This is a genomic window from Microbacterium sp. R86528, from assembly GCF_044596335.1.
In the GTDB taxonomy this organism is placed as follows: Bacteria; Actinomycetota; Actinomycetes; order Actinomycetales; family Microbacteriaceae; genus Microbacterium; species Microbacterium marmarense.
On record NZ_CP138996.1, the window covers coordinates 384,192 to 408,632 of the forward strand.

Here is a 24,441-nt window from a genome sequence, read left to right on the forward strand (position 1 = left end):
AATGCGTGTTCTAGCGGCGATGAGTGGTGGAGTTGATTCCGCGGTTGCTGCGGCCCGGGCGGTGGATGCTGGCCATGAAGTCGTCGGTGTGCACTTGGCACTGTCGCGCGCTGGTGGCACGCTGCGCACGGGAAGCCGTGGCTGTTGCACGATCGAAGACGCGATGGACGCTCGCCGTGCCAGCGATCTTCTGGGAATCCCCTTCTATGTGTGGGACTTCTCGGAGCGCTTCCGTGACGACGTGATCGATGATTTCATCAACGAGTATCGCGCCGGCAGAACGCCCAACCCGTGCATGCGGTGCAATGAAAAGATCAAGTTCGCGGCCTTGCTCGAGCGGGCGATCGAGCTCGGTTTTGACGCGGTGTGCACCGGTCACTACGCCACCCTCATCGACGGACCTGAAGGGCTTGAGCTTCACCGAGCGTCAGACGCTGCGAAGGACCAGTCGTACGTGCTGGGTGTGTTGAACGCAGAGCAACTTGCGCACACATACTTTCCGCTGGGATCGACCCCTTCGAAAGCGATCGTTCGCGCCGAGGCCGCAGAGCGCGGGCTCACCGTTGCACAGAAGCCAGATAGCCACGACATCTGTTTCATTCCAGACGGCGACACCCGAGGGTGGCTTGCAGAGAAGGTAGGGACCGCCACAGGCGAGATCGTCGACCGCTCCGGTTCTGTAGTCGGCAGCCACGAAGGCGCCCACTCGTTCACGGTAGGACAGCGCCGCGGGCTTTCGCTGGGCACTCCGGCCGCAGACGGCAAGCCTCGTTTCGTGCTTGAAGTCCGGCCGGTCTCGAACACGGTTGTGGTCGGCCCGAAGGAAGCGCTGGCGATCGGTGAGATTTCAGGAGATCGGCATTCCTGGGCAGGTCGTGCGCCCAGCGAGACCGCTTTCGACTGTGAGGTTCAGATCAGGGCTCACGCTGACCCCGTGCCCGCTCGCGCACGCGTCGATAGCGGCGTCATCACTGTTCTTCCCGACACTCCTTTTGAGGGCGTCGCACCCGGTCAAACCGCGGTTATCTACGACGGAACGCGCGTGGTCGGCCAATTTACGATTGCGCACACCGTGTCGGCGGTGCCAGCAACGGCGTGATGTCGGTGGCCGTCTCTAGACTGGCTGGGTGGCACGTGAGATGCAGGACGACAGCGACCTCAATGCGCTGAACCTCGACGACGCCCGTGACGAGTCTCGCAGGCTCACCGATCTGGTGATCGGTGCGCGAGATGCGTATTACGGCGATGACGCTGAGATTGTTGACGACGCGACATACGACGGCTGGATGACGCGCCTGCATTCTCTTGAACAGCTATACCCCGAATTGCAGGGTCAGGATTCTCCTACGCGCAGTGTCGGCGCCGCAACAAGCACCCTTTTCGATCCGGTCGAGCACTCGGAACGGATGCTCAGTCTCGACAACGTGTTCTCCGCTGACGAGCTGCGCGAATGGTGCGTGAAGACGCAGTCGGCTGCGGGTCGTCCAGTGCGCTGGCTCAACGAATTGAAGATCGACGGCCTCGCTATCAGCCTGCGCTACGAGAACGGCGTTTTGACCTCTGCGGCGACCCGCGGCGACGGGCGAGTGGGAGAAGACGTCACCGCCAACGCTGTGCGGGTTGCGGGCATTCCACAGCAGCTCGCCGGCAGCGGTCATCCCGACATCGTTGAGGTGCGCGGCGAGGTGTTCATTCCCGTCGCGGAGTTCGAGCGACTCAATGCGCTGCAGGCGACTATGCGAGATCGCGCGTTCGAAGAGAGCCGTGCTCGTAGTCGCAGTCGAGCGTTTGACGAAGACAAAGCACGCCTCAGTGCCGAGCGCCGGTTTCCTGCGTTCGCGAATCCCCGCAACGCGGCCAGCGGTGGACTGCGCCAACAGCTCGACAAGAAGACCGGCCTCGAGCACGAGGCGGGTGTGGCGCGCGTGAATTCGCTGCGGCTGTTCGTGCATGGCATCGGAGCGTGGCCCGAGCCGACGGTCGATTCGCAGAGCGAGGTGTATGCGCTGCTGAGCGGCTGGGGCCTACCAGCCAGTCCTTACTTTCAGACCGCTGATGGGGTCGATGGGGTGTTGGAGTTCGTGACGCACTACGGAGTGCACCGTCACGATGTGGAGCACGAGATCGACGGCGTCGTCGTCAAGGTCGACGAACTTGCGCTGCATGACGAACTCGGAGCCACCAGCCGGGCGCCGCGGTGGGCGATTGCCTACAAGTACCCGCCAGAGCAAGTGAACACGAAGCTGCTCGACATCGTCGTCTCCGTCGGGCGTACCGGGCGCGCAACGCCGTTTGCGATGATGGCGCCGGCGCGCGTAGCCGGAAGCGTCGTACGCCAAGCCACACTGCACAACCAAGACGTCGTGAAGGTCAAGGGCGTTCTGATCGGCGACACCGTCGTCTTGCGCAAAGCGGGCGACGTGATTCCTGAGGTTCTGGGGCCGGTCGTTGAGCTTCGCGATGGCACTGAGCGAGCGTTTGTCATGCCCACGCATTGTCCCGAGTGCGGCGCCGAGCTTGCTCCGTCGAAAGAGGGCGATATCGACCTGCGGTGTCCGAATACTCGCACGTGTCCCGCACAAGTGCGCGGGCGAGTGGAGCACGTGGGGTCTCGGGGAGCGCTAGACATCGAAGCGCTCGGAGAAGTGACGGCGGCGGCGCTGACTCAGCCCTCGCTGCCGACGTCTCCGCCGCTAGAAACCGAAGCCGGGTTGTTTGACCTCACACTTGAACAGCTGGTGCCCATCGAAGTGCTGGTGCGTGATGCCGAGACCGGCGAGCCGCGCATAGATGACCGTACGGGTGAGCCCGTGCGGCGTGCGCCCTTTCAACGCACGGAGCGCACCTATCCACCGGGTTGGGAGAACGCCACCCCTGCTGAGCGGAGAGCCGCGGGCGTGCGAAAAGACCACCTGGTGTTGCACCCCTCAGCTCAAGCGCTCACGCTTCTATCGGAACTCGAGAAGGCGAAGACGAAAGAGCTTTGGCGCTATCTGGTTGCGTTGAACATTCGCCATGTCGGGCCGGTCGCTGCGCGTGCGCTTGCAGGATGGTTCGGCTCGATTGAGGAGATCCGCGAGGCAACTCGTGAAGAACTTGCTGCGGTCGAAGGAGTAGGGGCGATCATCGCGGACTCACTGCTGGACTGGTTCGAGGTCGATTGGCACCGCGAGATCGTCCAACGGTGGTCACGGGCCGGCGCACAGCTGGCAACTCCTGGGCATCCGGGGCCGGGAGCGGCTGCTCAGCGCGGCGGTGTGCTCGAGGGCATGACCGTTGTGGCGACCGGATCGCTCGACGGGTACACCCGAGAGGGGGCCCAAGAGGCGATTGTCCAGGCGGGCGGAAAAGCGGGTTCGAGCGTGTCGAAGAAGACAGACTTCGTTGCAGCAGGACCCGGGGCAGGATCCAAATTGGCGAAAGCGGAAGCGCTCGGGGTGCGGATTCTGAATGCCGAGCAATTTCACACTCTGGTCACTCAAGGGCCCGCAGGACTTGACGCTGAGTGATCAGCCCGTTGCGAGGCGTTGAAGCAGCTCCTCGCGCACCTGGCGACGCAACACCTTTCCGATGAGCGACTTCGGCAGCTCATCCACGATGAATATCTGCCGGGGAACCTTGTATGGCGTGAGAATGTTGCGCACGTACTCACGCACCGCACTGACATCGATATCAGTTCCCGGGGCGATGACGATCGCCGCGGCGACCTCTTCGCCGGAATGGCTGCTTGGCAGCCCCACGACGGCCGCGTCCTCTACCTGAGGGTGCTGGCGCAACGCGATCTCCACCTCGGTCGGGGCGACGTTGAACCCGCCGGTGATGATCAGTTCCTTGATGCGATCGACAATTCGCACGAACCCGTCATCGTCTATCTGAACGATGTCGCCGGTGCGAAACCAACCATCAACGAACACCTTCTGGGTCTCTTCAGGCTTGCCGTAGTACCCGCTGAACACCTGCGGGCCGCGCACGATGAGTTCACCGCGTTCACCCGCGCGCACGTCGATGGTGGGATCGTCTGGGTCGACGACCCGACATTCAGTGCCGGGCAGGGGCAGCCCGACGGTTCCAGGCACTCGGTTGTCAGCGACGGGGTTTGCCATCAGCACGGGTGAGCACTCGCTGAGCCCGTAGCCCTCGACGAGGAAGCCCCCCGATGCTTCTTCGAACGGAACAACCAGCTCGTGGGGAAGAGCCATCGCACCCGAGATAGCCACTTCTGTGCCCTGGAGAGAAATGCCCTGCGCCTCAGCTGCTTTGAGCAGACGATCGGCGATAGGGGGAACGAGAGGCAAAAATGTTGCGGGATGCTTCTTTTGCACCGCGAGCACCATGTCGGGATCGAACCTGGGGAACAGCACAAGTCGCGCGCCCATAGACATGGCAAACGTCAGACACAGCGTCAATCCGTAGGCGTGGAACATCGGCAATACGGCGTAGACGACGCATCCATCGCCGCGCGTGATCGATGGCACCCAAGCCTGAGCCTGGGCGGCGTTGGAGAGCAGGTTGCGATGGGTGAGCGCGGCACCTTTTGGCGTTCCCGTGGTGCCACTCGTGTATTGGATGAGTGCGAGGTCATCGGTTTCAGGCATCGGGTGCGCACTCGATAGGGGAGGGGAGCCGACAATGCTCTCCCACGATGTCGTGCCGTTCACACGCTCCGTCAATGCTTCGCGAGACTCTCGAATCTTGGGGATAGGGAGAGCAAGAGCAAGACGCATGCCAAGCGGCATGGCGTGTGTCACGTCGACGGAGATGAGATTCGCAACGGCGAGATCTTCGGGAAACTCCTGAATTATCTTCACGCCCTTGGTCCACACGATGGCGTGTTTGGCGCCGTGGTCTTCGAACTGCTTGCGCATCTCGCGAGGCGTGTAGAGCGGGTTGTGCTCGATCACCACGCCACCCACGCGAAGAATGGCGTAGAACGCAATAATGTGCTGCGGGCAATTCGGCAGCACCAACGCGACAGGATCTCCCGCGCTCACGCCACGCGCGCGCAAACCTTCGGCAGCCCGCTCTATCTGGTCATGCATAGCTCTGTAGGTCGTCTCGCGCCCGAAGAACTGCAGTGCAGGCGCTTCTGGATAGTCCCGCGCCGACGCGTTCACGATATCCACCAGAGAACCGGTAGCCGGGGTCAGATCTGCGGGCACACCATCCGCGTAGCTGGCGATCCATGGTCTTGGCGGGTCATACGTCGTCGTCACGTCGACCAGCCTAACTGTCGCTGTCGGTCGCCACGGGAGAGGGCGAGCGTGACCGCCTACACTTGTCGGGTGTCTGAAATCACCCCAGAACTTGTGCGGCACCTCGGTGTGCTCGCCCGCATCCAACTGAACGACGAAGAAGTTGAGCAACTTACCGGTCAGCTCGACGCGATCGTTGACAACATCGCGAAGGTGTCCGAGGTCGCAACTGCCGACATCGAAGCGACGAGTCACCCGATCCCGATGCAGAACGTGTTTCGCGCCGATGAGGTGGGTGACTTGCTCACCTCCGCCCAGGTGCTGCAGAACGCTCCCGACTCGGCTGACGGTCGATTCCGGGTGACCGCCATTCTCGGCGAAGAGTAGTAAGGAATTCCCTTGACAGATTTGACCAGGATCAGCGCCGCTGCGCTGGCAGACAAGCTGGCCGCACGCGAAGTATCGAGCGTTGAGGCGACCCAGGCGCACCTTGATCGCATCGCAGCAGTCGATGGCGACGTTCATGCGTTCCTGCACGTGAGCGACCACGCTCTCGACATTGCTGCCGATATCGACCGACGCCGGGCGGCTGGTGAAGCGCTTGGCGCCCTCGCCGGAGTGCCGCTGGCGATCAAGGATGTGCTCGTCACCACCGATATGCCCTCCACCAGCGGATCGAAGATCCTCGAGGGGTACATGTCGCCGTACGATGCCACGGTCGTGGCGCGCTCGCGCGCGGCGGGTCTCGTTCCGCTCGGTAAGACAAACATGGACGAGTTCGCCATGGGCTCGTCGACGGAATTCTCCGCCTACGGGCCGACTCGCAACCCGTGGGATCTGGATCGTATCCCCGGCGGCTCCGGGGGCGGCTCAGCTGCCGCCGTAGCCGCATTCGAAGCCCCGCTGGCACTTGGCTCCGACACCGGCGGTTCAATTCGTCAGCCCGCGCACGTCACGGGCACCGTGGGCATCAAACCCACCTACGGCGGAGTAAGCCGCTACGGAGCGATTGCGCTCGCATCGAGCCTTGACCAGGTCGGACCCGTCACGCGCAACGTCCTCGACGCGGGGCTCCTCCACGACGTTATCGGCGGATACGACGCCCACGATGCCACCTCCATTTCCGAGAAATGGCCCTCATTCGCCGACGCTGCCCGCGAGGGCGCGCGAGGCGACGTGCTCAAGGGGCTCAAGGTCGGCGTCATCAAAGAGTTCGCGGATGCGGGCTTTCAGACTGGCGTGTCTGCATCTTTCCGCGCCGCGCTGACGACCATGCAAGCGCAGGGTGCCGAGATCGTCGAGATCAGTGCGCCGCACTTCGAGTATGCGGTTGCCGCCTACTATCTGATTCTCCCGGCTGAAGCCTCGAGCAACCTCGCAAAGTTCGACTCGGTGCGCTTCGGCATGCGGGTGGACGTTCCTGGGGGAACTGTGGAGGACGTCATGGCTGCAACTCGAGATGCGGGTTTCGGTCCCGAGGTCAAGCGGCGCATCATTCTGGGCACCTACGCTCTGTCAGCGGGCTACTACGACGCCTACTACGGGTCCGCACAGAAAGTGCGCACGCTCATTCAGCAGGATTTCGATGCAGCATTCGCTTCGGTTGACGTCATCGCGACGCCATCGGCGCCGACAACAGCATTCCGCATCGGGGAGAAGATCGACGACCCGCTTCAGATGTATCTCAACGACTTGACGACAATCCCGGCCAACCTCGCCGGTATTCCAGGAATCTCGATCCCATCGGGGCTCGCTGAAGAAGATGGCCTGCCCGTGGGTATTCAGTTCCTCGCTCCTGCTCGTCAGGACGCACGTCTGTACCGTGTCGGCGCCGCGCTTGAGGCGACACTTGTTGATTCATGGGGAGGGCCGTTGCTTGACCGCGCGCCCGAGCTGCTCGCACGCGAAGGAGGCGTGCTCTGATGGCTAAAGCCAAACTGATGGACTTCGACAAAGCTCTGGAACTGTACGAACCGGTACTCGGTTTCGAAGTGCACGTTGAACTCAACACCAAGACCAAGATGTTCTCGGGTGCTGCGAACCCGGCTCATTCCGACAACCACGATGCGGCGCCCAACACTCTGGTCGCGCCGGTGGATATGGGATTGCCTGGCTCGATGCCCACGGTCAACGCAGAAGCAGTCAAGTACTCGATCAGCTTGGGTCTGGCTCTTGGCTGCTCAATCGCCCCCTCGAGTCGTTTCGCTCGAAAGAACTATTTCTATCCTGATCTGGGCAAAAACTATCAGATATCCCAGTACGATGAGCCGATCGCCTTCGAAGGCTCGGTGGATGTCGAGCTCGCTGATGGCACCGTCGTGACGGTGCCTATCGAGCGGGCGCACATGGAAGAAGACGCCGGAAAGCTCACCCACATGGGCGGCGCGACCGGACGCATCCAGGGCGCCGAGTACTCGCTCGTCGACTACAACCGTGCCGGCGTCCCGCTGGTCGAGATCGTCACAAAGCCGATCTACGGGGCAGAGCACCGGGCACCGGAGATCGCGAAAGCCTACGTCGCGACGATCCGCGATATCGTGCTGTCGCTGGGCATCTCGGAGGCTCGGCTTGAGCGCGGAAACTTGCGTTGCGACGCGAACGTGTCGATTCGTCCGCGTGGGCAAGAGAAGCTCGGTACCCGCACCGAAACGAAGAACGTCAACTCGATGCGTTCCGTTGAACGTGCCGTGCGATACGAGATTCAGCGCCAAGCGGCGATCCTCGCCGATGGCGGGACGATCACCCAAGAAACGCGCCACTGGCACGAAGACACGGGCGCCACCTCGCCCGGTCGTCCGAAATCCGATGCTGATGACTACCGATACTTCCCCGAGCCGGATCTACTCCCGGTCGCACCATCACTTGAGCTGATCGACGAGTTGCGCAACGCGCTTCCTGAGCCGCCAGCCGCGCGTCGACGACGGCTCAAGGCGGAGTGGGGCTTCACAGATCTCGAGTTCCAAGACGTGGCCAACGGTGGTTTGCTCGCCGAGATCGCCGCGACTGTCGCCGCAGGCGCGACGCCGGCAACGGCGCGAAAGTGGTGGACGGGCGAGCTGACACGCCTCGCGAACGCAGCCGGCCGCGAAGCATCTGAGCTGGCGACTCCCGCCGATGTCGCGGCGTTGCAGTCGCTCGTCGATGCGGGAACGCTCACCGACAAACTAGCGCGGCAGGTGCTCGAGGGGGTCGTCGCTGGCGAGGGCACCCCACAGGAAGTCGTCGACGCCCGCGGCTTGGCCGTGGTGTCAGATGACACCGCCTTGTTGGCGGCGATCGATGAGGCTCTTGCTGCACAGCCCGACGTGCTCGCTAAGATTCGTGACGGCAAGGTCCAAGCTGCGGGAGCGATCATCGGTGCGGTCATGAAGGCGATGAAGGGCCAGGCGGATGCTGCTCGCGTGCGTGAGCTCATCATCGAGCGCGCCGCTCAGTAGCCGCACCCTCGTGAGGCTTCGACGTCAGTGTCGTAGCCTCACGAGAGGATAGGCAACATGGGACGTGGTGACGGCTCGGGCCGTGTGGTGTCGCCCGCGGGAGCCAACGATGCCGGCACGGGCATTCTTCACGTCGACATGGACGCCTTCTACGCCTCCGTCGAACAGCTGGACGATCCGTCTCTAGTCGGCAAGCCGATCATCATCGGCGCGCCCGAAGGACGGTCTGTCGTCTCAAGCGCTTCGTACGAAGCGCGCAGGTACGGGGTGCGGGCGGCGATGCCCGTCAGTCAAGCCTTGCGGCTGTGTCCCAGCGCTGTTGTCGTGGCTCCGCACTTCGACCGATACCGGGCGCTGTCATCGCATGTGATGGCGATCTTTCGTGACGTCACGCCGCTCGTCGAGCCGCTGTCGATCGACGAGGCATTTCTCGACGTTCGAGGCGCGAGACGGCTCTGGGGGAGCCCGGGTGAAATCGCGATCGAACTGCGAAGACGAGTTCGCGCCGAGACGGGACTCGTGTGCAGCATCGGTGTGGCCGCCACAAAACACGTTGCCAAGATGGCCTCGACGATCAGTAAACCCGACGGGTTGCTCATCATCGCGGAAGCGGATACAGCGGCATTCCTGCAGACGCGTTCAGCTCGCTCGCTGTGGGGAGTCGGCCCGAAGGCCGCCGAATCGCTGGCAGGGCGCGGCATCCACACTGTGCGAGACATTCTCGACACACCGACGAGTGTTTTGGAGCGCACACTCGGCGGGGCCATGGCGGAGCGGCTCTGGCACCTGGCTCGCGGTATTGACCCTCGCTCCGTCGACACGACTCGTGTCGAGAAGAGTGTGGGGCACGAAGAGACGTTTCACGATGACGTCTCCGATCCGGCAATCTTGCGGACGGAGTTGCGCCGGCTGGCCGATCGAGTGGGCACTCGGCTGCGAGTTTCCGGCTGGGAAGCGACGACAGTCGCAATCAAGGTGCGCTTCGCAGACTTCACCACGGTATCGCGCTCCCGCTCTTTGGCCGAGCCCACCGCAGTCGGGCAGAGAATCGGTGATGCCGCCCACGAACTTTTCGCCTCGATTTCGCGACCGCTGCCCGTGCGCTTGCTGGGCGTGAGGGGGGAACGCCTTCAGCCGGCAGGCGCCTCACCGCTCGCGCTCTGGGACGACGATGAGGAGTGGCGGCGGGTGGAGGGGGCCGTGGATTCTGCCACAGCGCGCTTTGGTCGCGGAGCCATCACTCGCGCCACCCTGCTCGGCGAGTCGCGCGGTGGCGGCGCTGTGCCGTCGCATCCGCGATTGCCAGAGCAAAAATAGACAGATTTGACTGGGCAGTTGGCCCTCGTGGCGGTAGCGTAGCCTCATGCCTAACATCGCACTTGAACTCGGCAAGCAGTCGGCAACTTTCGGCGTCAGCAGCATCTATGGCGAGCAGCAGGACGTCGCGGGCGTGCGTATGATCCCCGTTGCCCTCACCTGGACGGGGTTTGGCGGGGGAGAGGACTCCTCGGGCAATGGTGGCGGTGGCGGTGGCGGATACGCCGTGCCCATCGGCGCGTACATTCGGCGCGGAGACGATCTTCGTTTCGAGCCGAACCTTGTGATGATCGCTGTAGTTGCCATTCCGCTCATTCTTGTGGCAGGTCACTCGCTCACTCGTGTCATCCGCATCCTCAAGAAGTAGGCCGGACGCTCTCGCACGTTCCATTCAGCACGGCGTTGAGCAGATTCTCATCGCCGTCGTGGCAGTCGACGCGAGCAACCCCGCGATCTTGATCGATGGGCGCAGTGGAGCCGGCAAATCCACTCTCGCAGAAGCGCTCGTTGCCCAATGGCCTCGAGCCGGACGCGTGCAACTCGTCGCGCTCGATTCCATCTATCCGGGGTGGGACGGACTTGCCGATGGTGTGTCGACAGCCACCGAAGAAGTCCTTCGCCCGCATGCACGGGGACTGATCGGCGTCTGGCAGCGCTGGGACTGGGAGCGGTCCGAACCGGCCGAAGCACACGCTGTGGATCCGTCTCTTCCGCTCATCGTCGAAGGCTCTGGCTTACTGACTGAGAAGTCGGCGTCGCTCGGCGACATCCGCGTGTGGGTTGAATCGCCGTTGCCATCAAGGCGGGCGCGGGCGCTCGCACGTGATGGCGAGCTTTACCGACCGCATTGGGAGCGGTGGGCGCGGCAAGAAGCGCTCCATCTCTCGGTAGATGCCCCCGAGTCCCTCGCCACCCATGTGGTTCGCGTGCCATAGCGAACGCGCTACTCAGGCTCGGGATCGGACAATCCGTCTATCGCATCCACGAGGACGTGCAACCGATAGCCCACCCAGTCATAGATCCCGAAGCGAGCGTCAGTTTCGTCACGCTCTTCGTCGCTGATGGCGACTCCCAGCCTGGTAGCGAGAACGAGACGAACAGCTGCGAGCGTGCGCAACCACGCGTCTGCTTCGGTCGCGCTGAGAGTCACTGCGACCGTCTCCCGCAGCGCCGGGTCATCGTCCCGAGTCGCGAGAGTGTTCGTTCCGACAAGACTCTCGAGCGATGCCAGAACGATGGCGGCTTCATCCCGGCGCCTGTCGAGCAGATCTGCTTCGGTGAGTCCACGAAACTCTCGTGCAGCTTCGGGATCTTCGCGATACGCGTCAGGCACTAAGCGCGCGATGGCAGGATCCCGTGGCGATTCGGGGTGCTCGGAGAGCAAATCAGCGAACTGAGCGGTCAGCGCGGCGATGTGGGCAGCTTCGATCCGTGCAAATTCCAGCACAATCTTCTTTGTCACTGCGGCGCCTGCCTCACGGTGGCCCAAAGTCCGTAGTCATGCATCGCCTGGGCATGCAGCTCCATCTGCTCACGGGCGCCCTCGGCGACTATCGCGTGACCATCGTTGTGCACGGCCAGCATCAGCTTCTCTGCCACGGGCTTGGGGTAGCCAAAGTATGTACGAAATACGTGCGTCACATAGTTCATCAGATTCACGGGGTCATCCCAGACGAGCGTTTGCCAGGGACGCTGTGGTTCGCGCGCGGAGCGAAGATCAGACTCTTCAGCGATGTTGGGGGCGGTGAGCGAATTCATTATGCCCAGCCCAGTTCGTGCAAGCGAGCGTCATCAATCCCGTAGAAGTGAGCGATCTCATGCACGAGCGTCGTGTGCACTTCGTCGCGCAGTGAGGTCTCGTCGTCGCAGACGGCTAGGTGTGCCTGACGGTACACGATGATCCGATCCGGAAGCTCGCCAATGCCATAGCGATCACGCTCGGTCAGCGCCCATCCGTCGTACAGGCCCAACAGATCAGTGCTGCCGTCTTCGGCGAGATCTTCGACGACGAAAATTACGTTGTCCAAGCCTTCGACCATATCGTCGGGCAGAAGATCCAACTCATCGATCACCAGTCGTTCGAAAGCTGCTGCATCCATTTCCATCAGCAACTCCGACATTTGGGGTGAGTAACGGGGCTCGAACCCGCGACATCGGCCACCACAAGGCCGCGCTCTACCAACTGAGCTATACCCACCATGTTTCCCACCGGAATGGGCAACCGAAATATTCTCTCACATTCGAGAGGCAAATGATGACACGGCTGCCGCCGCAGCAGCTTTTGCGTCATCGCTTGTCGGGCCCGGCTCTGCCACGAACACAGCCTGGCGGTAGTAGGCGAGCTCGCGAATCGACTCGAGGATGTCGGCGAGGGCGCGATGGCCTCCGTCTTTCACAGGGGCGTGGATGTAGCTGCGCGGATACCAACGCTGCGAGAGCTCCTTGATGCTCGACACATCGATGCTGCGATAGTGCAACCAGCGGTCCACCCTGGGCATGTACTTAGCCAGGAACATCCGATCGGTGCCGATCGTATTTCCTGCAATCGGCGACTTGCCCTCCAGCACGAAGCGCTGCAAGTACTCAAGCACTTGAAACTCTGCGTCTCCTAGGCTCACACCGTCGGGGATCTCCTTGAGCAGCCCTGACTTTTCGTGCATCTTCGTGACGAAGTCACTCATGTTCTCGAGTGCTGACGCGTCAGGCTTGATGACAATCTGAAAGCCGTCATCGAGCACGTTGAGATCGAAGTCAGTGATGACCACCGCGATCTCGACGAGTTCGTCGAGATCGGGGTCAAGACCGGTCATCTCGCAGTCGATCCATACGAGTCGGTCGTTCTTTGAGCCTGCCGCCATGGTTCCAGCCTATTGGCGAACGCCGACAATGCAGTGAACCATGACGAACTCGAACTTTTTGCCCCCCCGGGAGGAATCGAACCCCCGACCTTGCGGGTAGAAACCGCTCGCTCTATCCCCTGAGCTACGGAGGGAGAGGTGACTCTAGGTTACAGCGTTGCGACACGCACAAACGAACCCTAGCGCCGCGAGCGAACCCGGCGTACCGTTCCAAGAAAGCGGTATTCGAAAGGAGTTCGATGATGAGCACCACCGACACACACCACGCTCTGTGGATCGCGTACGGCGCCTCGGGAGTTGCGGGGAGCATCCGCAAGGACGGCAGCGGCTACACCGTCACGATCGCCGGTGCCGATGCGGCTACAGGCACATACGAAACGATGGAGATCGCGAAGAGTGCGCTCCATGCGCACATGCCGCCCGGAAGCGACTGGCCGTCGTTCCGAGAGCATTAAAGGGTGGTGAGCGCTCGCACACGCTGAGGGTTTCACTCATCCTCCCCAGTGCGAGCGGCATCGCTGTTGTTCCCACACCCCCAAACATGCGCCACTCGAGAACGCTGCGTGCGGCACTCTGATCTGACCGCCGGCGCTCGACGGGCACGCGGCGCCGGCGGACCCGCGGACCTTCCCGGGTGCGAAAGGAGCACAGCATGCAAGACACCATCACGATCAGGGGCAACTTGGCCGCAGATCCCGAGCAACGGCGGATCTCGACCGGCGACACAGTCACGAGCTTTCGCGTCGGTACGACCGCACGCCGCCGCGACAAAGCGACTGGCGAGTGGACTGACGACGAGACCAACTGGTACCAGGTGTCGGCGTTTCGAACATTGGGCGAGCACGTGTTCGCTTCGTTGCGCAAAGGACATCCCGTTATCGTGAGCGGCCGCCTTCGGCTCCGAACGTGGGAGTCTTCCACAGGCAAAGGCATGTCCGCGGATATCGAAGCCGATGCCGTCGGTCACGATCTGCGGTGGGGGAGCACTGTCTACACGCGCGCGGCGCGAGACGATGCCGGCACCGAACAGCCGAATGGCGATGCATGGGCAGCAGACGCGTCGGCGGGATCGGCCTGGGCAACAGTGGTTCCGGGCGAGGCGCGGGTGCTCGACGAGCCGGCAGCGACCGCGGCTTCAGAACAGGAGAGTATTCACGCGCCGGTCTGACTCACAGGGGGTGCTCGGGATGTCTGCCCTTAGAATCGCTGGGTGCATCGACGTCCCGAGCGACCCGCGTTTGCCCTGACCGCTACGACCCGTGGCCGGTGGTCTGGCTCCCTGGGCACGCTTGTGCTTGCGTGCGCGTTGGCTAGTTGTGCGCCGGCTGAACCGATTGAAACCCCAACGCCCACAGCGAGCGCCACGGTGACCTCGGCAGCTACACCGACGCCCACGGTGACCGTGCCCGCGTTTGATGCGGATGGTACGGCCGAGCAGAACCTGGCTGTATTCGCGCTCACCGTAGAAGAGGTGTGGGCTTCCGCCGACAAAGCCTCGGGTCGTGCGTATGTTGACGCCCTCGTTGCCGTCGGCTTCGCGAAAGCCGACATGGAAGTGACAGAGGACTATTCGACAGTCGGCAACCCCGCTGAGAGCATCCAGTTCTCTGTGAAGTGGGGCGACCAGTGCCTGGTCGGCCAGGTGGGCCCCGCCACTGGAGATCCAGTCGCCGCGGTTCTCCCAGGGCTCGATGAAGGTACGTGTCTGGTCGGCGATACGCGCTCCATCGACTGGTAGCGCGAAGTACACCGAGGGCGCGCATGCCTCAAGCCCGGTAGGCTGAGACGCTGACATCGCTAGCGCAAGGAGAGCAGAAACCGTATGGCTGAATACATCTACTCCATGGTCCGTGCCCGCAAAGCTGTGGGAGAAAAGCTGATCCTCGATGATGTCACCATGGCGTTCTTGCCTGGTGCGAAGATCGGCATGGTCGGACCCAACGGCGCCGGCAAGTCGACGATCCTGAAGATCATGGCAGGCATGGACACACCGTCCAACGGCGAAGCGAAGCTGAGCCCCGGGTTCACCGTCGGGATCCTCCTGCAGGAGCCGGAGTTGGATGAATCCAAGACTGTCTTGGAGAACATTCAAGACGGGATCGCGATCAAGGCGAAGCTCAATCGATTCAATGAGATCTCCGCCCTGATGGCAGACCCCGATGCAGACTTCGATGCGCTCCTGGCAGAGATGGGAACGCTTCAAGAAGAGATCGATGCGGCCGACGCCTGGGACCTCGACTCGCAGCTCGAACAGGCCATGGATGCGCTCCGCACACCCCCGGCCGACGCAGCCATCGCGCCGCTATCAGGTGGTGAGAAGCGTCGTGTAGCGCTGACCAAGCTGCTTCTGCAGAAACCTGATCTGCTGCTTCTTGACGAGCCCACCAACCACCTTGACGCTGAGAGCGTGCTCTGGCTTGAGCAGCATCTGCAAAAGTATCCCGGCGCTGTTATCGCGATCACACACGACCGGTACTTCCTTGACAACGTCGCCGAATGGATCGCCGAAGTCGACCGCGGTCGTTTGATTGGCTACGAGGGAAACTACTCGACATACCTCGAGAAGAAGTCGGAGCGTCTGGCCGTACAGGGAAAGAAGGACGCCAAGCTCGCAAAGCGACTGGCTGAAGAACTCGACTGGGTGCGCTCCAACTCCAAAGGACGCCAAGCGAAGTCCAAGGCGCGACTGGCTCGCTACGAAGAGATGGCTTCAGAGGCCGACCGCACGCGCAAGCTTGATTTCGATGAGATCTCCATTCCGCCGGGTCCGCGTCTGGGCGGCGTCGTGATCGAGGCGAAGAACCTGCAGAAGGGCTTCGATGACCGTTCCCTCATGAGCGGACTCAGCTTTAGCTTGCCGCCGAACGGGATCGTGGGCGTGATCGGTCCCAACGGTGTGGGAAAGACGACCTTGTTCAAGACGATCGTTGGGCTGGAGCCGCTCGATGGCGGCGTTCTCAAGATCGGTGAGACGGTCAAGATCAGCTACGTGGATCAGTCCCGATCCAACATCGACCCGAACAAGTCGCTCTGGGAAGTCGTGTCTGACGGGCTCGACATCATCACGATCGGCAAAACCGAGATCCCTTCGCGCGCATATGTATCGAAGTTCGGCTTCAAGGGCCCCGATCAGCAGAAGAAGGCGGGGGTGCTCTCCGGTGGTGAGCGCAACCGCCTGAACCTTGCGCTGACGCTGAAAGAGGGCGGCAACCTGCTGCTTCTCGATGAGCCGACCAACGACCTCGACGTCGAGACGCTGCAGTCCCTGGAGAATGCTCTTCTTGAGTTCCCCGGTTGCGCTGTGGTCATCACGCACGATCGTTGGTTCCTCGACCGGATCGCCACCCATATCCTCGCCTACGAGGGCACAGACGAGCACCCCGACCACTGGCACTGGTTCGAGGGAAACTTCGAAGCATACGAAGAGAACAAGATCGTTCGCCTTGGTGCCGAAGCGGCCTCGCCTCACCGCTCCACGTACCGCAAGCTGACGCGTGACTGAGATCGCCCGCACGGAGGCGACGGCAACTGGTCGTCGCCTCCACATCCCCATCCATCTGCGGTGGGGCGACCTCGACGCGTTCAATCACGTCAACAACACCTCGATGCTGAAGTTGCTCGAAGAAGCGCGAGTGCGAGCATTCTGGGCACCGTTGGAAGGTGAGCAGGCTCCCGAGACCGCGGTGCTCGACTCGAGCCTGCAATCGGGTGTGCTGACGTTGATCGCTCGCCAAGAAATCGAGTACCTCGCTCCGGTGCCCTACCAACGCGATCCGCTCGACGTGCAGATGTGGTTCGGCAAAGTGGGCGGCTCGAGTGTGCACGTCAACTACGAGGTGTGCAGTCCAGTTTCCCTCTCGGGAGCACGTTCACAACTCGTCTACGCCCGTGCAACCGCGGTCATCGCGAAAGTCGACGCGGCGACCGGACGACCTTTGCGTCTGAGCGCGATCGAGAGGGCGGTCTGGAGCCCCTACCTCGGCGAGAGCATCGTGTTCGCGCATCGCTCCTGAACGGGTGCTAGTTGCCCGTGGGCACCCTCACCATCACCTCTTGAGCGACACTTGCCAGCAATGATCCGTCGCGCGCATAGATCCGGCCGCTGGCAAGTCCGCGTCCTCCGCGCGCGCTCGGCGACTCCTGCACGTACAACATCCACTCATCGACGCGTCCAGGGCGGTGCCACCACATCGCGTGGTCGAGGCTTGCCACCTTCAGCCCTCGGGTAGACCACGCGATGCCGTGTGCACGCAGAATCGGCTCCTGAATCGTCATATCGCTGAGGTAAGCGAGGATCGCTTGATGCAGTGCAGGATCGTCAGGAAGACGCTTCTTGATCCGCATCCATACCGCTTGACTCGGCTTCGGCTCACCATCGACCGTGAGATAGATCGGCGTAGCGACATGGCGCAACTCCACGGGGCGGTTCATAAACAGGCGCTTGGAGATCGGGTGCGAAGCTGCGACCTCTGACTCGATGTCTGGAAGGTCTTCCGGAGCGGCTATGCCCGTCGGCATGTCGAGTTGGTGTTCCAAGCCTGGGTCCTCTTGTTGGAATGACGCAATCATCGAGAATATCGGTACCCCGTCTTGGTAGGCCTGGGTGCGCCGAGTAGAGAATGACCGCCCATCATGAATTCGGTCGACCGAGAAGGTGATGCCTCGGGATGAATCACCTGGCCGAAGAAAGTAGCCGTGCATGGAGTGCACCGCTCGACCGTCGGCGATGGTGCGCCCAGCTGCAACCACGGATTGAGCGAGCACCTGGCCGCCATAGACTCGGCCGAACGGCATTTGCTGCGAAGAGCCGGTGAAGATATCTTCGCGAGTGCGCGCTTCGGAACCCGACAGATCAAGAACATCCATGAGCGATCCAACCGGATCGGGGTCGGGTACGAAACTGTCAGGAGCGCTGGGGGCGGCCTTCGACACGAAAAACTCCATTTCGCTGGGTCTTGACGCGCAACGGGGCACGCGCGTTCCCTTGATACTTTAGGCGGATGCCCCAGCGCTTGATATTCAACGAAGCCGACGCCGCAGCCGATGCCATGACATTTGCAGGTCGCTCGAGTCCCCTAGGAGACGGCGCAGTCCGATTGCGTGCCTCGGACGGAGTTCTGGTCATGACTTCTGCTCCGCTGGCGCCACGTGGCCTTTTCGACGCCACACCGACCATCCTGGCGATGAGAGTGTTGGCGGTCGATCCTGAGCTTGTGTGCGACCTGACGGTTTCAGCATCCACTCTTCAGCTCGCTCAGGACGATGCTACATCGATCGAGCTGCCCGAGACGGCGGTGTCGGAGCCGTGGGCAGGGGTCACGCCGCCCAGAGCAGGGTGGGTCACAGCCGACGACATTCCTGCGGCCACTCTGGCAGCCCGGGCCCAGTGGGGAATCACGACCGTGGCAGAATCCCTTCCCGCCAACCCCGGCGAGGATGTTGTTCGCTCCGTACGCGCGGCGGTCTGGGGCGCGGCTGACGACGAACTGAATGGTCTACCGCTCGGTGCAGCGTTCGCTGCGTTCGCGCTCGGTTTCATCGCCGGCGAAGAGCAAGCGCGGGTGAGGACAGCCGCGTCTTGGACGAGAATCACCTTGGATCGCGGCCACGTGCTGATTCGCAGGCCCGAACGTATGGGGCTCACCGAAGTGCGCTCGACAGGTCGGGCGTAACCAGCCTCAGACCGCGGCAGCCATCGACCGGCCCGCTGAGCGTCCAGAGAACAAGCAGCCCCCAACGAACGTTCCCTCGAGCGCGCGATAGCCGTGCACCCCGCCACCGCCGAAGCCGCTTGACTCGCCCGCCGCGTAGAGGCCGGGTATGGGTTCGCCGTTTGCAGAGAGTGCGCGCGATTCGAGGTCTGTTTCGATCCCACCGAGCGACTTTCTTGTCAGCACGTGCAGCTTCACCGCGATCAGGGGACCGGCCGTTGGATCGGTGATCCGATGCGGCACGGCGGTGCGAACGAGCCTGTCACCGCGGTAGGAGCGAGCAGCGCGGAGCATCGCGACTTGAGCGTCCTTCGTGAAGTCGTTGTCGAGTTCGCGATCACGAGCCTCGAGCTCTGCTCGAACAGTCGCTGCATCCAAAGCGTCGCCGCCGGGAAGCGCCCTCATGCCACTGATCAGCTCGTCGAGGGTGTCACGCACGACGAAATCGGCGCCGTTGTCCATAAACGCTTGCACCGGAGCTGCGGCCCCTTTGCCGAGCCTCGATTTGAGCAACAGCGAGATGTCTTTGCCGGTCAGATCAGGGTTCTGCTCGCTGCCCGAGAGAGTGAACTCCTTCTCGATGATCTTTTTCGAGAGCACGAACCACGAATGGTCATGACCGGTTGTGCGCAGATGTGCGAGGGTGCCGAGTGTGTCGAAGCCCGGAAACAGCGGTACCGGTAGTCGCTTGCCCGTGGCGTCCAGCCACAGTGAGGAGGGCCCGGGAAGGATGCGAATGCCGTGCTGGGGCCACACGGGATTGAAGTTCTCGATTCCTTCGACGTAGTGCCACATGCGATCGGTGTTGATCAGATTCGCGCCCGCAACTTCGGAGGTGGACAGCATCGAACCATCGACGTAGGCGGGCACGCCGGTGATCATCTTTTCGGGCGCAGTTCCCAGTCGTGATGGCCAGCTCTTGCGAACAAGCTCGTGATTGCCGCCGATACCGCCAGCAGAGACGACTGTCGCTGCGGCGGTGATAGCGAAGGAACCAACGACTTCACGCGACGAAGCGAAGCCACGCGCGGCGCTTGATGGCGCCAGCACCTCGCCCTCGGCCCCGACCACTGTGCCGTTAGTGACAGTGAGCGAGCTGATTCGATGCCGGGGAAGAATGGTGACTCTGCCCTGTGCCTCTGCCGTTTCCACATCCGCTTGGAACGGGGCTACCAAGCCCGGCCCGGTGCCCCAGGTGATGTGAAACCGCGGCACCGAGTTGCCCGGGCCGAGTGCGGTGTAGCCGCCACGCTCTGCCCAGCCGACGACGGGAAAGAATCCGACGCCTTTCTCTCGCAACCACGAGCGCTTCTCAGCGTGCGCGAAATGCAGATATGCCTCTGCCCACCGCTTCGGCCATGCGTCTTCATCGCGATCAAAGCCCGCGGTGGCGAACCAATCTTGGCGCGCAAGATCGAGGGAGTCTCTAATGCCCATGCGACGTTGCTCGGGTGAGTCGACGAAGAAGAGGCCGCCGAATGACCACCACGCCTGACCGCCCAGGTTTGTGCGTGGCTCTTGGTCGACGATGACGACCCGTTTGCCCGCAGCGAGCGCTTCACTCGCGGCAACGAGCCCGGCCAGGCCCCATCCGATCACGAGAATGTCGGTGTTGTAAGTGTTGGTCGGCATATCGACTCCAGTGTCGAGGTGGTGGGGCAGGGGGTAGTTAGCGAGATTCGTCCTGCGGCGGTTCAGCGATCAGGGGAATGGATGCTGCGGTGCGGCCGGCGGCATTGGGTCCGATGCCCGTGGGCTCAAAGGTGTTTACCATCGCGAAGGCGGCGCGATGGAGGTAGTCCCACAGCGTGGCATCGTGCAGCGGCGCCAGTTCGAGCTCGTCGACCGCGGCACGCATGTGATGCAGCCAACGATCGCGGGCGTCGGGATTCACATGGAAGCCATTGTGACGCATCCGCAGTCGGGGGTGTCCGCGTTGCTCGCTGTAGGTGCTTGGGCCGCCCCAATACTGTTCGAGAAACATCGTCAGGCGTTCCGCTGCCGGCCCCAGATCATCCTCCGGATACATGGGGCGCAGCACGTCATCGTCGGCGATCCCGCGGTAGAAGCTGTCGACGAGACGCACGAAGGTCTCGTGTCCGCCGATCTCTTCGTAAAAGGAGCGCATGGGGTCTGCGTCCGATGTCATGTTTGGTCCTTCGAACTGGCGTTGGTGTCGTTGCTTTCGGCCGCCGACTCTGGTGTGGGCTTGGCAGTGCGTTTCGGCTTCCATACTGGCTTGGACGAAGCGGGCACCGCGACCGGCTGCGGCTTTGTCTTTGGCGGGTGCGCGCCACGCACACGTTGCGCACCGTCGATTCCGGTGGGCATCACCGTGTTCATGCCCGGCAGAGTGAGGCCGAGTTCATCGGCGGCGCTCTTCAATCTGCGCCGCAGTTCGCTGGCCACGTCGTCTTTGGCGTGCGCACGCGTCTTCATCACGAGACGGATGATGAGCGCATCGCCCGTCACGGATTCGAGGCCCCAAATCTCAGGCTGTTCGATGATCCGCGTGCGCCACTTGGGATCGTGTGCGAGCTCTATCGCCGCGTCGAGCAGGGCCTTCTCGGCAGCATCCATGTCTGCATCAACGGGCAAGCCGAGGTCGATGATCACACGAGACCAGCCCTGAGACAGGTTGCCGATGCGTGTGATCTCGCCGTTGCGCACATACCAGAGCGTGCCGTTGACATCCCGCACGTGAGTCACTCGCACGCTCACCGATTCGACGATCCCCGAGGCGAGCCCGAGATCGACAACATCGCCGATGCCGATCTGGTCTTCCGCGACGATGAACATGCCGTTCAAGACGTCTTTGACAATGTTCTGCGCGCCGAAGCCAAGCCCTGCACCGATCGCCGCAGACAGCAGCGTGAGAGAGGTTAGCGCGTTCGGCGCGAGCACCCCGACGATGAGAAGCAATGAGACGATGAGGATCGCCACGTTGCCGATGTTCATCAGAATCGACCCGAGCGTGCGAGTTCGTTGAACCAGTCGCACCGAAGCAAGTGGCGAACGCTCCAGCGCTTGGGTGTCTTCTACTCGCGCCTTGGTCTTCGCTCCGTTGACGATTCTGGCTACGACGCGACGAATGATCACGCGCAGAATCCACGACAGCAGGAACGCCCCAAGGACGATCATCGCGACGGTGGCGAGCATCAGGCCGAGCCCGGTGAAAAACGCACCGACATTCGGCCAGAACTCTGACCAGAACAGCGGGTCAGTGACGTCGCTGGTGTCTGTCGCATCAAGGGTGATCATCGTGATGATCCTAACGACGGATGCCTCGGCCGCACCTGTGTGCGAGCCGAGGCATCCGTATGAGTTCTACTGTGCGTCGCGAGCCTGCACACTGAGTGCACGTTCGACGCCAGCGAGGTTTTCTGCCACCAGTCGGCGCAGCGCGGCTGGAGCATCGCTGTTGGCCATCAACCAATTGCGCGTTGCGTCGCGCAGTTCCGTGCTGGCCAGTGCAGCCGGGTAAAGCCCGGCTACCAGGTACTCCGCGATCTTGTAGGTGCGAGACGACCACATGGGCAGCAGCATCTCGAAGTACGGCTCGATGAATGCCGGCAGCACCTCGATGCTCGAGGGGCTGGTGAGGCCGATGGTGATCACCCTGACGATCGTGTTCGGCAGATCGGCGTTGTCGATGAGCGACGCCCAGGCTGCCCGCTTCGCTTCAACAGTGGGGATGCTTGCACGAGCCTGAGCGGCGAAGTCCGCTCCCTTCGCGGTGTTGTCCGCTGCGAGGGCAGCGTCGATCTCTTCTGCCGTCACCTCTCCGCCTGCCGCCAATGAAACCAGCAGCTGCCACGACAGGTCGGTGTCGATCTCGAGGCCTTCGAGCACGATTTCGCCGTTGCGAACACCGGCCACGGTCGCCCACTGCGCTGCTGTGGAGGCAGCGCTCGCGAATGACGTCACGAACTGCAACTGGCTGTCGCTGCCAGCTTCGGCAGCCTGCGCGAGCTCCCACAGCGACGACGCGACCTTCTCGCGGGTTGCGGCGCGCTTCTCACGGGCTACGTAGGAGTTTGCCGCCAGCTGAAGTTGGCCGACCGTGGTGCGCACGGTCGTTGACTCGGTCTCAGAGCCGATGTTGCGCAGAACGAGGTCGATGTAGTCGCTGGCTGAAGCCTCCGCGTCGCGGGTCTGATCCCATGCCGCACCCCACACGAGCGAGCGAGCGAGCGGGTCGCTGATCTTCGCGAGATGGTTGATTGCGGTGTCAAGTGAACGGTCGTCGAGGCGGATCTTGGCGTAGGCGAGGTCGTCGTCGTTCAGCAGCACCAGGTCGGGGCGAACCTGCCCCTTGAGCTCTGGAACTTCGGTGAGGTCGCCGTCTACGTCGAGCTCGACGTGATGCACGCGAACGAGCGCGCCGTCGTTGAGACTGTAGAAACCAACGCCCAGCCGGTGCGGGCGGATCGTCGGGTAGTCGGCGGGAGCCGTCTGCACGATTGCAAACCGGGTGATAACGCCGTCGGAATCCGTCACGATCTCGGGCGAGAGGGTGTTCACGCCAGCGGTCTCGAGCCACTTCTTAGACCAGGTCGTGAGCTCACGACCGCTGGTCGCTTCGAGCTCCACCAACAGATCCGACATCTCTGTGTTGGACCACTCGTTCTTCTTGAAGTACGCCGCGACGCCGGCAAAGAACTGTTCGATGCCTACCCAGGCAGCGAGCTGTTTGAGTACCGACCCTCCCTTGGCGTAGGTGATGCCGTCGAAGTTGACCTGCACGTCTTCGAGGTCGTTGATCTCAGCGATCACCGGGTGAGTCGAAGGCAGCTGATCTTGACGGTAAGCCCAGGTCTTCTCCATCGCGTTGAACGTGGTCCATGCTTCGGTCCATTCCGTAGCCTCGGCGGTGGCGATCGTCGACGCCCACTCTGCGAACGACTCGTTCAGCCAGAGCCCGTTCCACCATTTCATGGTCACGAGGTCGCCGAACCACATGTGGGCGAGTTCGTGAAGAATCGTGACGACGCGTCGCTCTTTCACAGCGTGAGTCACTTTGCTGCGGAACACATACGTCTCGGTGAACGTGACCGCGCCCGCATTCTCCATCGCGCCTGCGTTGAATTCTGGGACGAAGAGCTGGTCGTACTTTTCGAACGGGTACGGGTAGTCGAACTTGGCTTCGTAGTACTCAAAACCCTGACGCGTCTTTTCGAAGATGTAGTCGGCGTCGAGGTACTGCCACAGGCTCTTGCGCGCGAAGACACCCAGCGGGATCACCCGACCCGATGCACTGGTGAGTTCAGAGAAGGTGGACTCGTAGGGTCCAGCGATGAGCGCCGTGATGTACGACGAGATGCGAGGAGTAGGGGAAAACGACCAAGTCGCGTTGCCATCGCCGTCGCGTGCTGGCTCTGGAGTGGGGGAGTTTGATACCACCTGCCACTGTTCAGGCGCAGTGACGGTGAACTGGAAGGTCGCCTTCATATCGGGCTGCTCGAAGGCGGCGAACACGCGCCGCGAGTCGGGCACCTCGAACTGGGTGTAGAGATACACCTCGCCGTCGACGGGATCGACGAAGCGGTGGAGTCCTTCACCGGTGTTGGTGTAGATGCACGAAGCATCGACAACCAGCTCATTGTGCTCGGCGAGGTTCTCCAAGGCGATCCGTGAATCAGCGAATGCCGATGCGGCATCGATCGCGACGCCGTTGAGAACAATCTCATGCACATCGCGTGCGATCAGATCGATGAAGGTTGAGGCCCCCGGCGTGGCGGTGAATCGAACGACCGTGCGGGATCCGAAGACCTGTGCGCCCTTCGTGAGGTCGAGAGCGATCTCGTACGATTCGGTCGAAAGGATCGCTCGGCGCTCTTGCGCCTCGATGCGGGTGAGGTTTTCTCCTGGCACTGAAATGCTCCCGTGGGTGTGGGTGGGATGCCGCAAACAGGCGCTGCTGGCG

At 62.3% G+C, this 24,441-nt stretch carries 24 protein-coding genes and 2 tRNA genes; 14 read left to right on the top strand and 12 right to left on the bottom strand.

Annotated elements, in window-relative coordinates; genetic code table 11:
- Position 1: 1 nt before the first annotated feature.
- A complete protein-coding gene (gene mnmA, locus SJY18_RS01895) occupies positions 2–1,099 on the top strand; it encodes a tRNA 2-thiouridine(34) synthase MnmA (RefSeq protein WP_337338075.1) in 1,098 nt (365 codons plus the stop codon).
- A gap of 40 nt (positions 1,100–1,139) precedes the next feature.
- The gene (gene ligA, locus SJY18_RS01900) at positions 1,140–3,509 is read left to right on the top strand and encodes an NAD-dependent DNA ligase LigA (protein WP_396668867.1); all 2,370 of its coding nucleotides are present in this window, start codon (positions 1,140–1,142) and stop codon (positions 3,507–3,509) included.
- Here ligA and SJY18_RS01905 read toward each other — a convergent pair whose 3' ends face one another.
- Positions 3,510–5,213: a long-chain-fatty-acid--CoA ligase gene (locus tag SJY18_RS01905; RefSeq protein ID WP_396668215.1), complete on the bottom strand. Its 1,704-nt coding sequence runs from the start codon at positions 5,211–5,213 to the stop codon at positions 3,510–3,512.
- A gap of 69 nt (positions 5,214–5,282) precedes the next feature.
- Between SJY18_RS01905 and gatC the strand changes: the two genes are divergently transcribed.
- The 6 genes from gatC to SJY18_RS01935 are packed head-to-tail and all read left to right on the top strand — an operon-like array spanning position 5,283 to position 10,881.
- Complete coding sequence (gatC, locus tag SJY18_RS01910; RefSeq protein WP_396668216.1) at positions 5,283–5,579, top strand: Asp-tRNA(Asn)/Glu-tRNA(Gln) amidotransferase subunit GatC; 297 nt, start codon at positions 5,283–5,285, stop codon at positions 5,577–5,579.
- A gap of 12 nt (positions 5,580–5,591) precedes the next feature.
- Positions 5,592–7,115: an Asp-tRNA(Asn)/Glu-tRNA(Gln) amidotransferase subunit GatA gene (gatA, locus tag SJY18_RS01915; protein WP_337338072.1), complete on the top strand. Its 1,524-nt coding sequence runs from the start codon at positions 5,592–5,594 to the stop codon at positions 7,113–7,115.
- A complete protein-coding gene (gene gatB, locus SJY18_RS01920; protein ID WP_337338071.1) occupies positions 7,115–8,629 on the top strand; it encodes an Asp-tRNA(Asn)/Glu-tRNA(Gln) amidotransferase subunit GatB in 1,515 nt (504 codons plus the stop codon). Before gatA ends, gatB begins: the two co-directional genes overlap by 1 nt.
- Before the next feature lie 57 nt (positions 8,630–8,686).
- Entirely contained in the window at positions 8,687–9,946 is a 1,260-nt protein-coding gene (gene dinB, locus SJY18_RS01925) for a DNA polymerase IV (RefSeq protein WP_396668217.1), read from the top strand.
- Positions 9,947–9,992: 46 nt separating this feature from the next.
- The gene (locus SJY18_RS01930) at positions 9,993–10,313 is read left to right on the top strand and encodes a hypothetical protein (RefSeq protein WP_337338069.1); all 321 of its coding nucleotides are present in this window, start codon (positions 9,993–9,995) and stop codon (positions 10,311–10,313) included.
- Entirely contained in the window at positions 10,288–10,881 is a 594-nt protein-coding gene (locus SJY18_RS01935; protein ID WP_396668218.1) for a hypothetical protein, read from the top strand. The genes SJY18_RS01930 and SJY18_RS01935 overlap by 26 nt, the downstream gene beginning before the upstream one ends.
- A gap of 8 nt (positions 10,882–10,889) precedes the next feature.
- Here the strand turns inward: SJY18_RS01935 and SJY18_RS01940 are convergent, their stop codons facing one another.
- From SJY18_RS01940 to SJY18_RS01965, 6 genes are all read right to left on the bottom strand, one after another.
- Positions 10,890–11,408 carry a DUF2017 family protein gene (locus SJY18_RS01940; RefSeq protein WP_337338067.1) on the bottom strand — a complete coding sequence of 173 codons (519 nt, stop codon included), beginning with the start codon at positions 11,406–11,408 and terminating at the stop codon, positions 10,890–10,892.
- A complete protein-coding gene (gene clpS / locus SJY18_RS01945; protein WP_396668219.1) occupies positions 11,405–11,704 on the bottom strand; it encodes an ATP-dependent Clp protease adapter ClpS in 300 nt (99 codons plus the stop codon). Before clpS ends, SJY18_RS01940 begins: the two co-directional genes overlap by 4 nt.
- Positions 11,704–12,066, bottom strand: coding sequence for a metallopeptidase family protein (locus SJY18_RS01950; protein ID WP_337338066.1), 363 nt, complete (start codon positions 12,064–12,066; stop codon positions 11,704–11,706). Before SJY18_RS01950 ends, clpS begins: the two co-directional genes overlap by 1 nt.
- A 1-nt stretch (position 12,067) precedes the next feature.
- Positions 12,068–12,143: transfer RNA gene (locus tag SJY18_RS01955), tRNA-His, on the bottom strand.
- Between the two features lie 37 nt (positions 12,144–12,180).
- Complete coding sequence (gene orn / locus SJY18_RS01960) at positions 12,181–12,804, bottom strand: oligoribonuclease (RefSeq protein WP_396668220.1); 624 nt, start codon at positions 12,802–12,804, stop codon at positions 12,181–12,183.
- A 61-nt stretch (positions 12,805–12,865) separates the two neighbouring features.
- Positions 12,866–12,938 (bottom strand) — tRNA-Arg (locus SJY18_RS01965).
- A 108-nt stretch (positions 12,939–13,046) separates the two neighbouring features.
- Here SJY18_RS01965 and SJY18_RS01970 point away from each other — a divergent pair.
- The 5 genes from SJY18_RS01970 (at position 13,047) to SJY18_RS01990 (ending at position 16,817) form a co-directional block, all read left to right on the top strand.
- Complete coding sequence (locus SJY18_RS01970) at positions 13,047–13,259, top strand: methyltransferase (protein WP_337338064.1); 213 nt, start codon at positions 13,047–13,049, stop codon at positions 13,257–13,259.
- 197 nt (positions 13,260–13,456) lie between these two features.
- Positions 13,457–13,972, top strand: a complete 516-nt coding sequence (locus tag SJY18_RS01975) for a single-stranded DNA-binding protein (RefSeq protein WP_337338063.1) — start codon at positions 13,457–13,459, stop codon at positions 13,970–13,972.
- 198 nt (positions 13,973–14,170) lie between these two features.
- Entirely contained in the window at positions 14,171–14,542 is a 372-nt protein-coding gene (locus SJY18_RS01980; RefSeq protein WP_396668221.1) for a DUF6993 domain-containing protein, read from the top strand.
- 84 nt (positions 14,543–14,626) lie between these two features.
- On the top strand, positions 14,627–16,306 hold the full coding sequence (gene ettA / locus SJY18_RS01985; RefSeq protein WP_396668222.1) for an energy-dependent translational throttle protein EttA: 1,680 nt from the start codon (positions 14,627–14,629) through the stop codon (positions 16,304–16,306).
- Positions 16,299–16,817 carry an acyl-CoA thioesterase gene (locus tag SJY18_RS01990; protein WP_396668223.1) on the top strand — a complete coding sequence of 173 codons (519 nt, stop codon included), beginning with the start codon at positions 16,299–16,301 and terminating at the stop codon, positions 16,815–16,817. Before ettA ends, SJY18_RS01990 begins: the two co-directional genes overlap by 8 nt.
- A 7-nt stretch (positions 16,818–16,824) precedes the next feature.
- Here SJY18_RS01990 and SJY18_RS01995 read toward each other — a convergent pair whose 3' ends face one another.
- Entirely contained in the window at positions 16,825–17,670 is an 846-nt protein-coding gene (locus SJY18_RS01995) for an acyl-CoA thioesterase II (protein ID WP_337338419.1), read from the bottom strand.
- Between the two features lie 134 nt (positions 17,671–17,804).
- On the opposite strand from SJY18_RS01995, the gene SJY18_RS02000 reads away from it, so the two are divergent.
- Positions 17,805–18,476 carry a hypothetical protein gene (locus SJY18_RS02000; RefSeq protein ID WP_337338059.1) on the top strand — a complete coding sequence of 224 codons (672 nt, stop codon included), beginning with the start codon at positions 17,805–17,807 and terminating at the stop codon, positions 18,474–18,476.
- Positions 18,477–18,482: 6 nt separating this feature from the next.
- Here the strand turns inward: SJY18_RS02000 and SJY18_RS02005 are convergent, their stop codons facing one another.
- From SJY18_RS02005 to pepN, 4 genes are all read right to left on the bottom strand, one after another.
- Positions 18,483–20,147 (bottom strand): FAD-binding dehydrogenase, encoded by a 1,665-nt coding sequence (locus SJY18_RS02005; RefSeq protein WP_396668224.1) that lies wholly within the window; start codon positions 20,145–20,147, stop codon positions 18,483–18,485.
- A 37-nt stretch (positions 20,148–20,184) separates the two neighbouring features.
- Entirely contained in the window at positions 20,185–20,664 is a 480-nt protein-coding gene (locus SJY18_RS02010) for a globin (RefSeq protein WP_396668225.1), read from the bottom strand.
- Positions 20,661–21,776, bottom strand: coding sequence for a mechanosensitive ion channel family protein (locus SJY18_RS02015; protein WP_396668226.1), 1,116 nt, complete (start codon positions 21,774–21,776; stop codon positions 20,661–20,663). The genes SJY18_RS02010 and SJY18_RS02015 overlap by 4 nt, the downstream gene beginning before the upstream one ends.
- A gap of 66 nt (positions 21,777–21,842) precedes the next feature.
- Complete coding sequence (gene pepN / locus SJY18_RS02020; protein ID WP_396668227.1) at positions 21,843–24,389, bottom strand: aminopeptidase N; 2,547 nt, start codon at positions 24,387–24,389, stop codon at positions 21,843–21,845.
- Positions 24,390–24,441 lie beyond the last annotated feature (52 nt).

Coding starts and splice junctions, on each gene's coding strand:
- SJY18_RS01970 (WP_337338064.1), top strand. CDS start 13,047: ATGAGCACCACCGACACACACCACGCTCTGTGGATCGCGTACGGCGCC.
- mnmA (WP_337338075.1), top strand. CDS start 2: ATGCGTGTTCTAGCGGCGATGAGTGGTGGAGTTGATTCCGCGGTTGCT.
- dinB (WP_396668217.1), top strand. CDS start 8,687: ATGGGACGTGGTGACGGCTCGGGCCGTGTGGTGTCGCCCGCGGGAGCC.
- SJY18_RS01950 (WP_337338066.1), bottom strand. CDS start 12,066: ATGTCGGAGTTGCTGATGGAAATGGATGCAGCAGCTTTCGAACGACTG.
- SJY18_RS01975 (WP_337338063.1), top strand. CDS start 13,457: ATGCAAGACACCATCACGATCAGGGGCAACTTGGCCGCAGATCCCGAG.
- clpS (WP_396668219.1), bottom strand. CDS start 11,704: ATGAATTCGCTCACCGCCCCCAACATCGCTGAAGAGTCTGATCTTCGC.
- ligA (WP_396668867.1), top strand. CDS start 1,140: ATGCAGGACGACAGCGACCTCAATGCGCTGAACCTCGACGACGCCCGT.
- orn (WP_396668220.1), bottom strand. CDS start 12,804: ATGGCGGCAGGCTCAAAGAACGACCGACTCGTATGGATCGACTGCGAG.
- SJY18_RS01930 (WP_337338069.1), top strand. CDS start 9,993: ATGCCTAACATCGCACTTGAACTCGGCAAGCAGTCGGCAACTTTCGGC.
- SJY18_RS02005 (WP_396668224.1), bottom strand. CDS start 20,147: ATGCCGACCAACACTTACAACACCGACATTCTCGTGATCGGATGGGGC.
- SJY18_RS02000 (WP_337338059.1), top strand. CDS start 17,805: ATGCCCCAGCGCTTGATATTCAACGAAGCCGACGCCGCAGCCGATGCC.
- SJY18_RS01995 (WP_337338419.1), bottom strand. CDS start 17,670: ATGGATGTTCTTGATCTGTCGGGTTCCGAAGCGCGCACTCGCGAAGAT.
- SJY18_RS02010 (WP_396668225.1), bottom strand. CDS start 20,664: ATGACATCGGACGCAGACCCCATGCGCTCCTTTTACGAAGAGATCGGC.
- SJY18_RS02015 (WP_396668226.1), bottom strand. CDS start 21,776: ATGATCACCCTTGATGCGACAGACACCAGCGACGTCACTGACCCGCTG.
- gatB (WP_337338071.1), top strand. CDS start 7,115: ATGGCTAAAGCCAAACTGATGGACTTCGACAAAGCTCTGGAACTGTAC.
- ettA (WP_396668222.1), top strand. CDS start 14,627: ATGGCTGAATACATCTACTCCATGGTCCGTGCCCGCAAAGCTGTGGGA.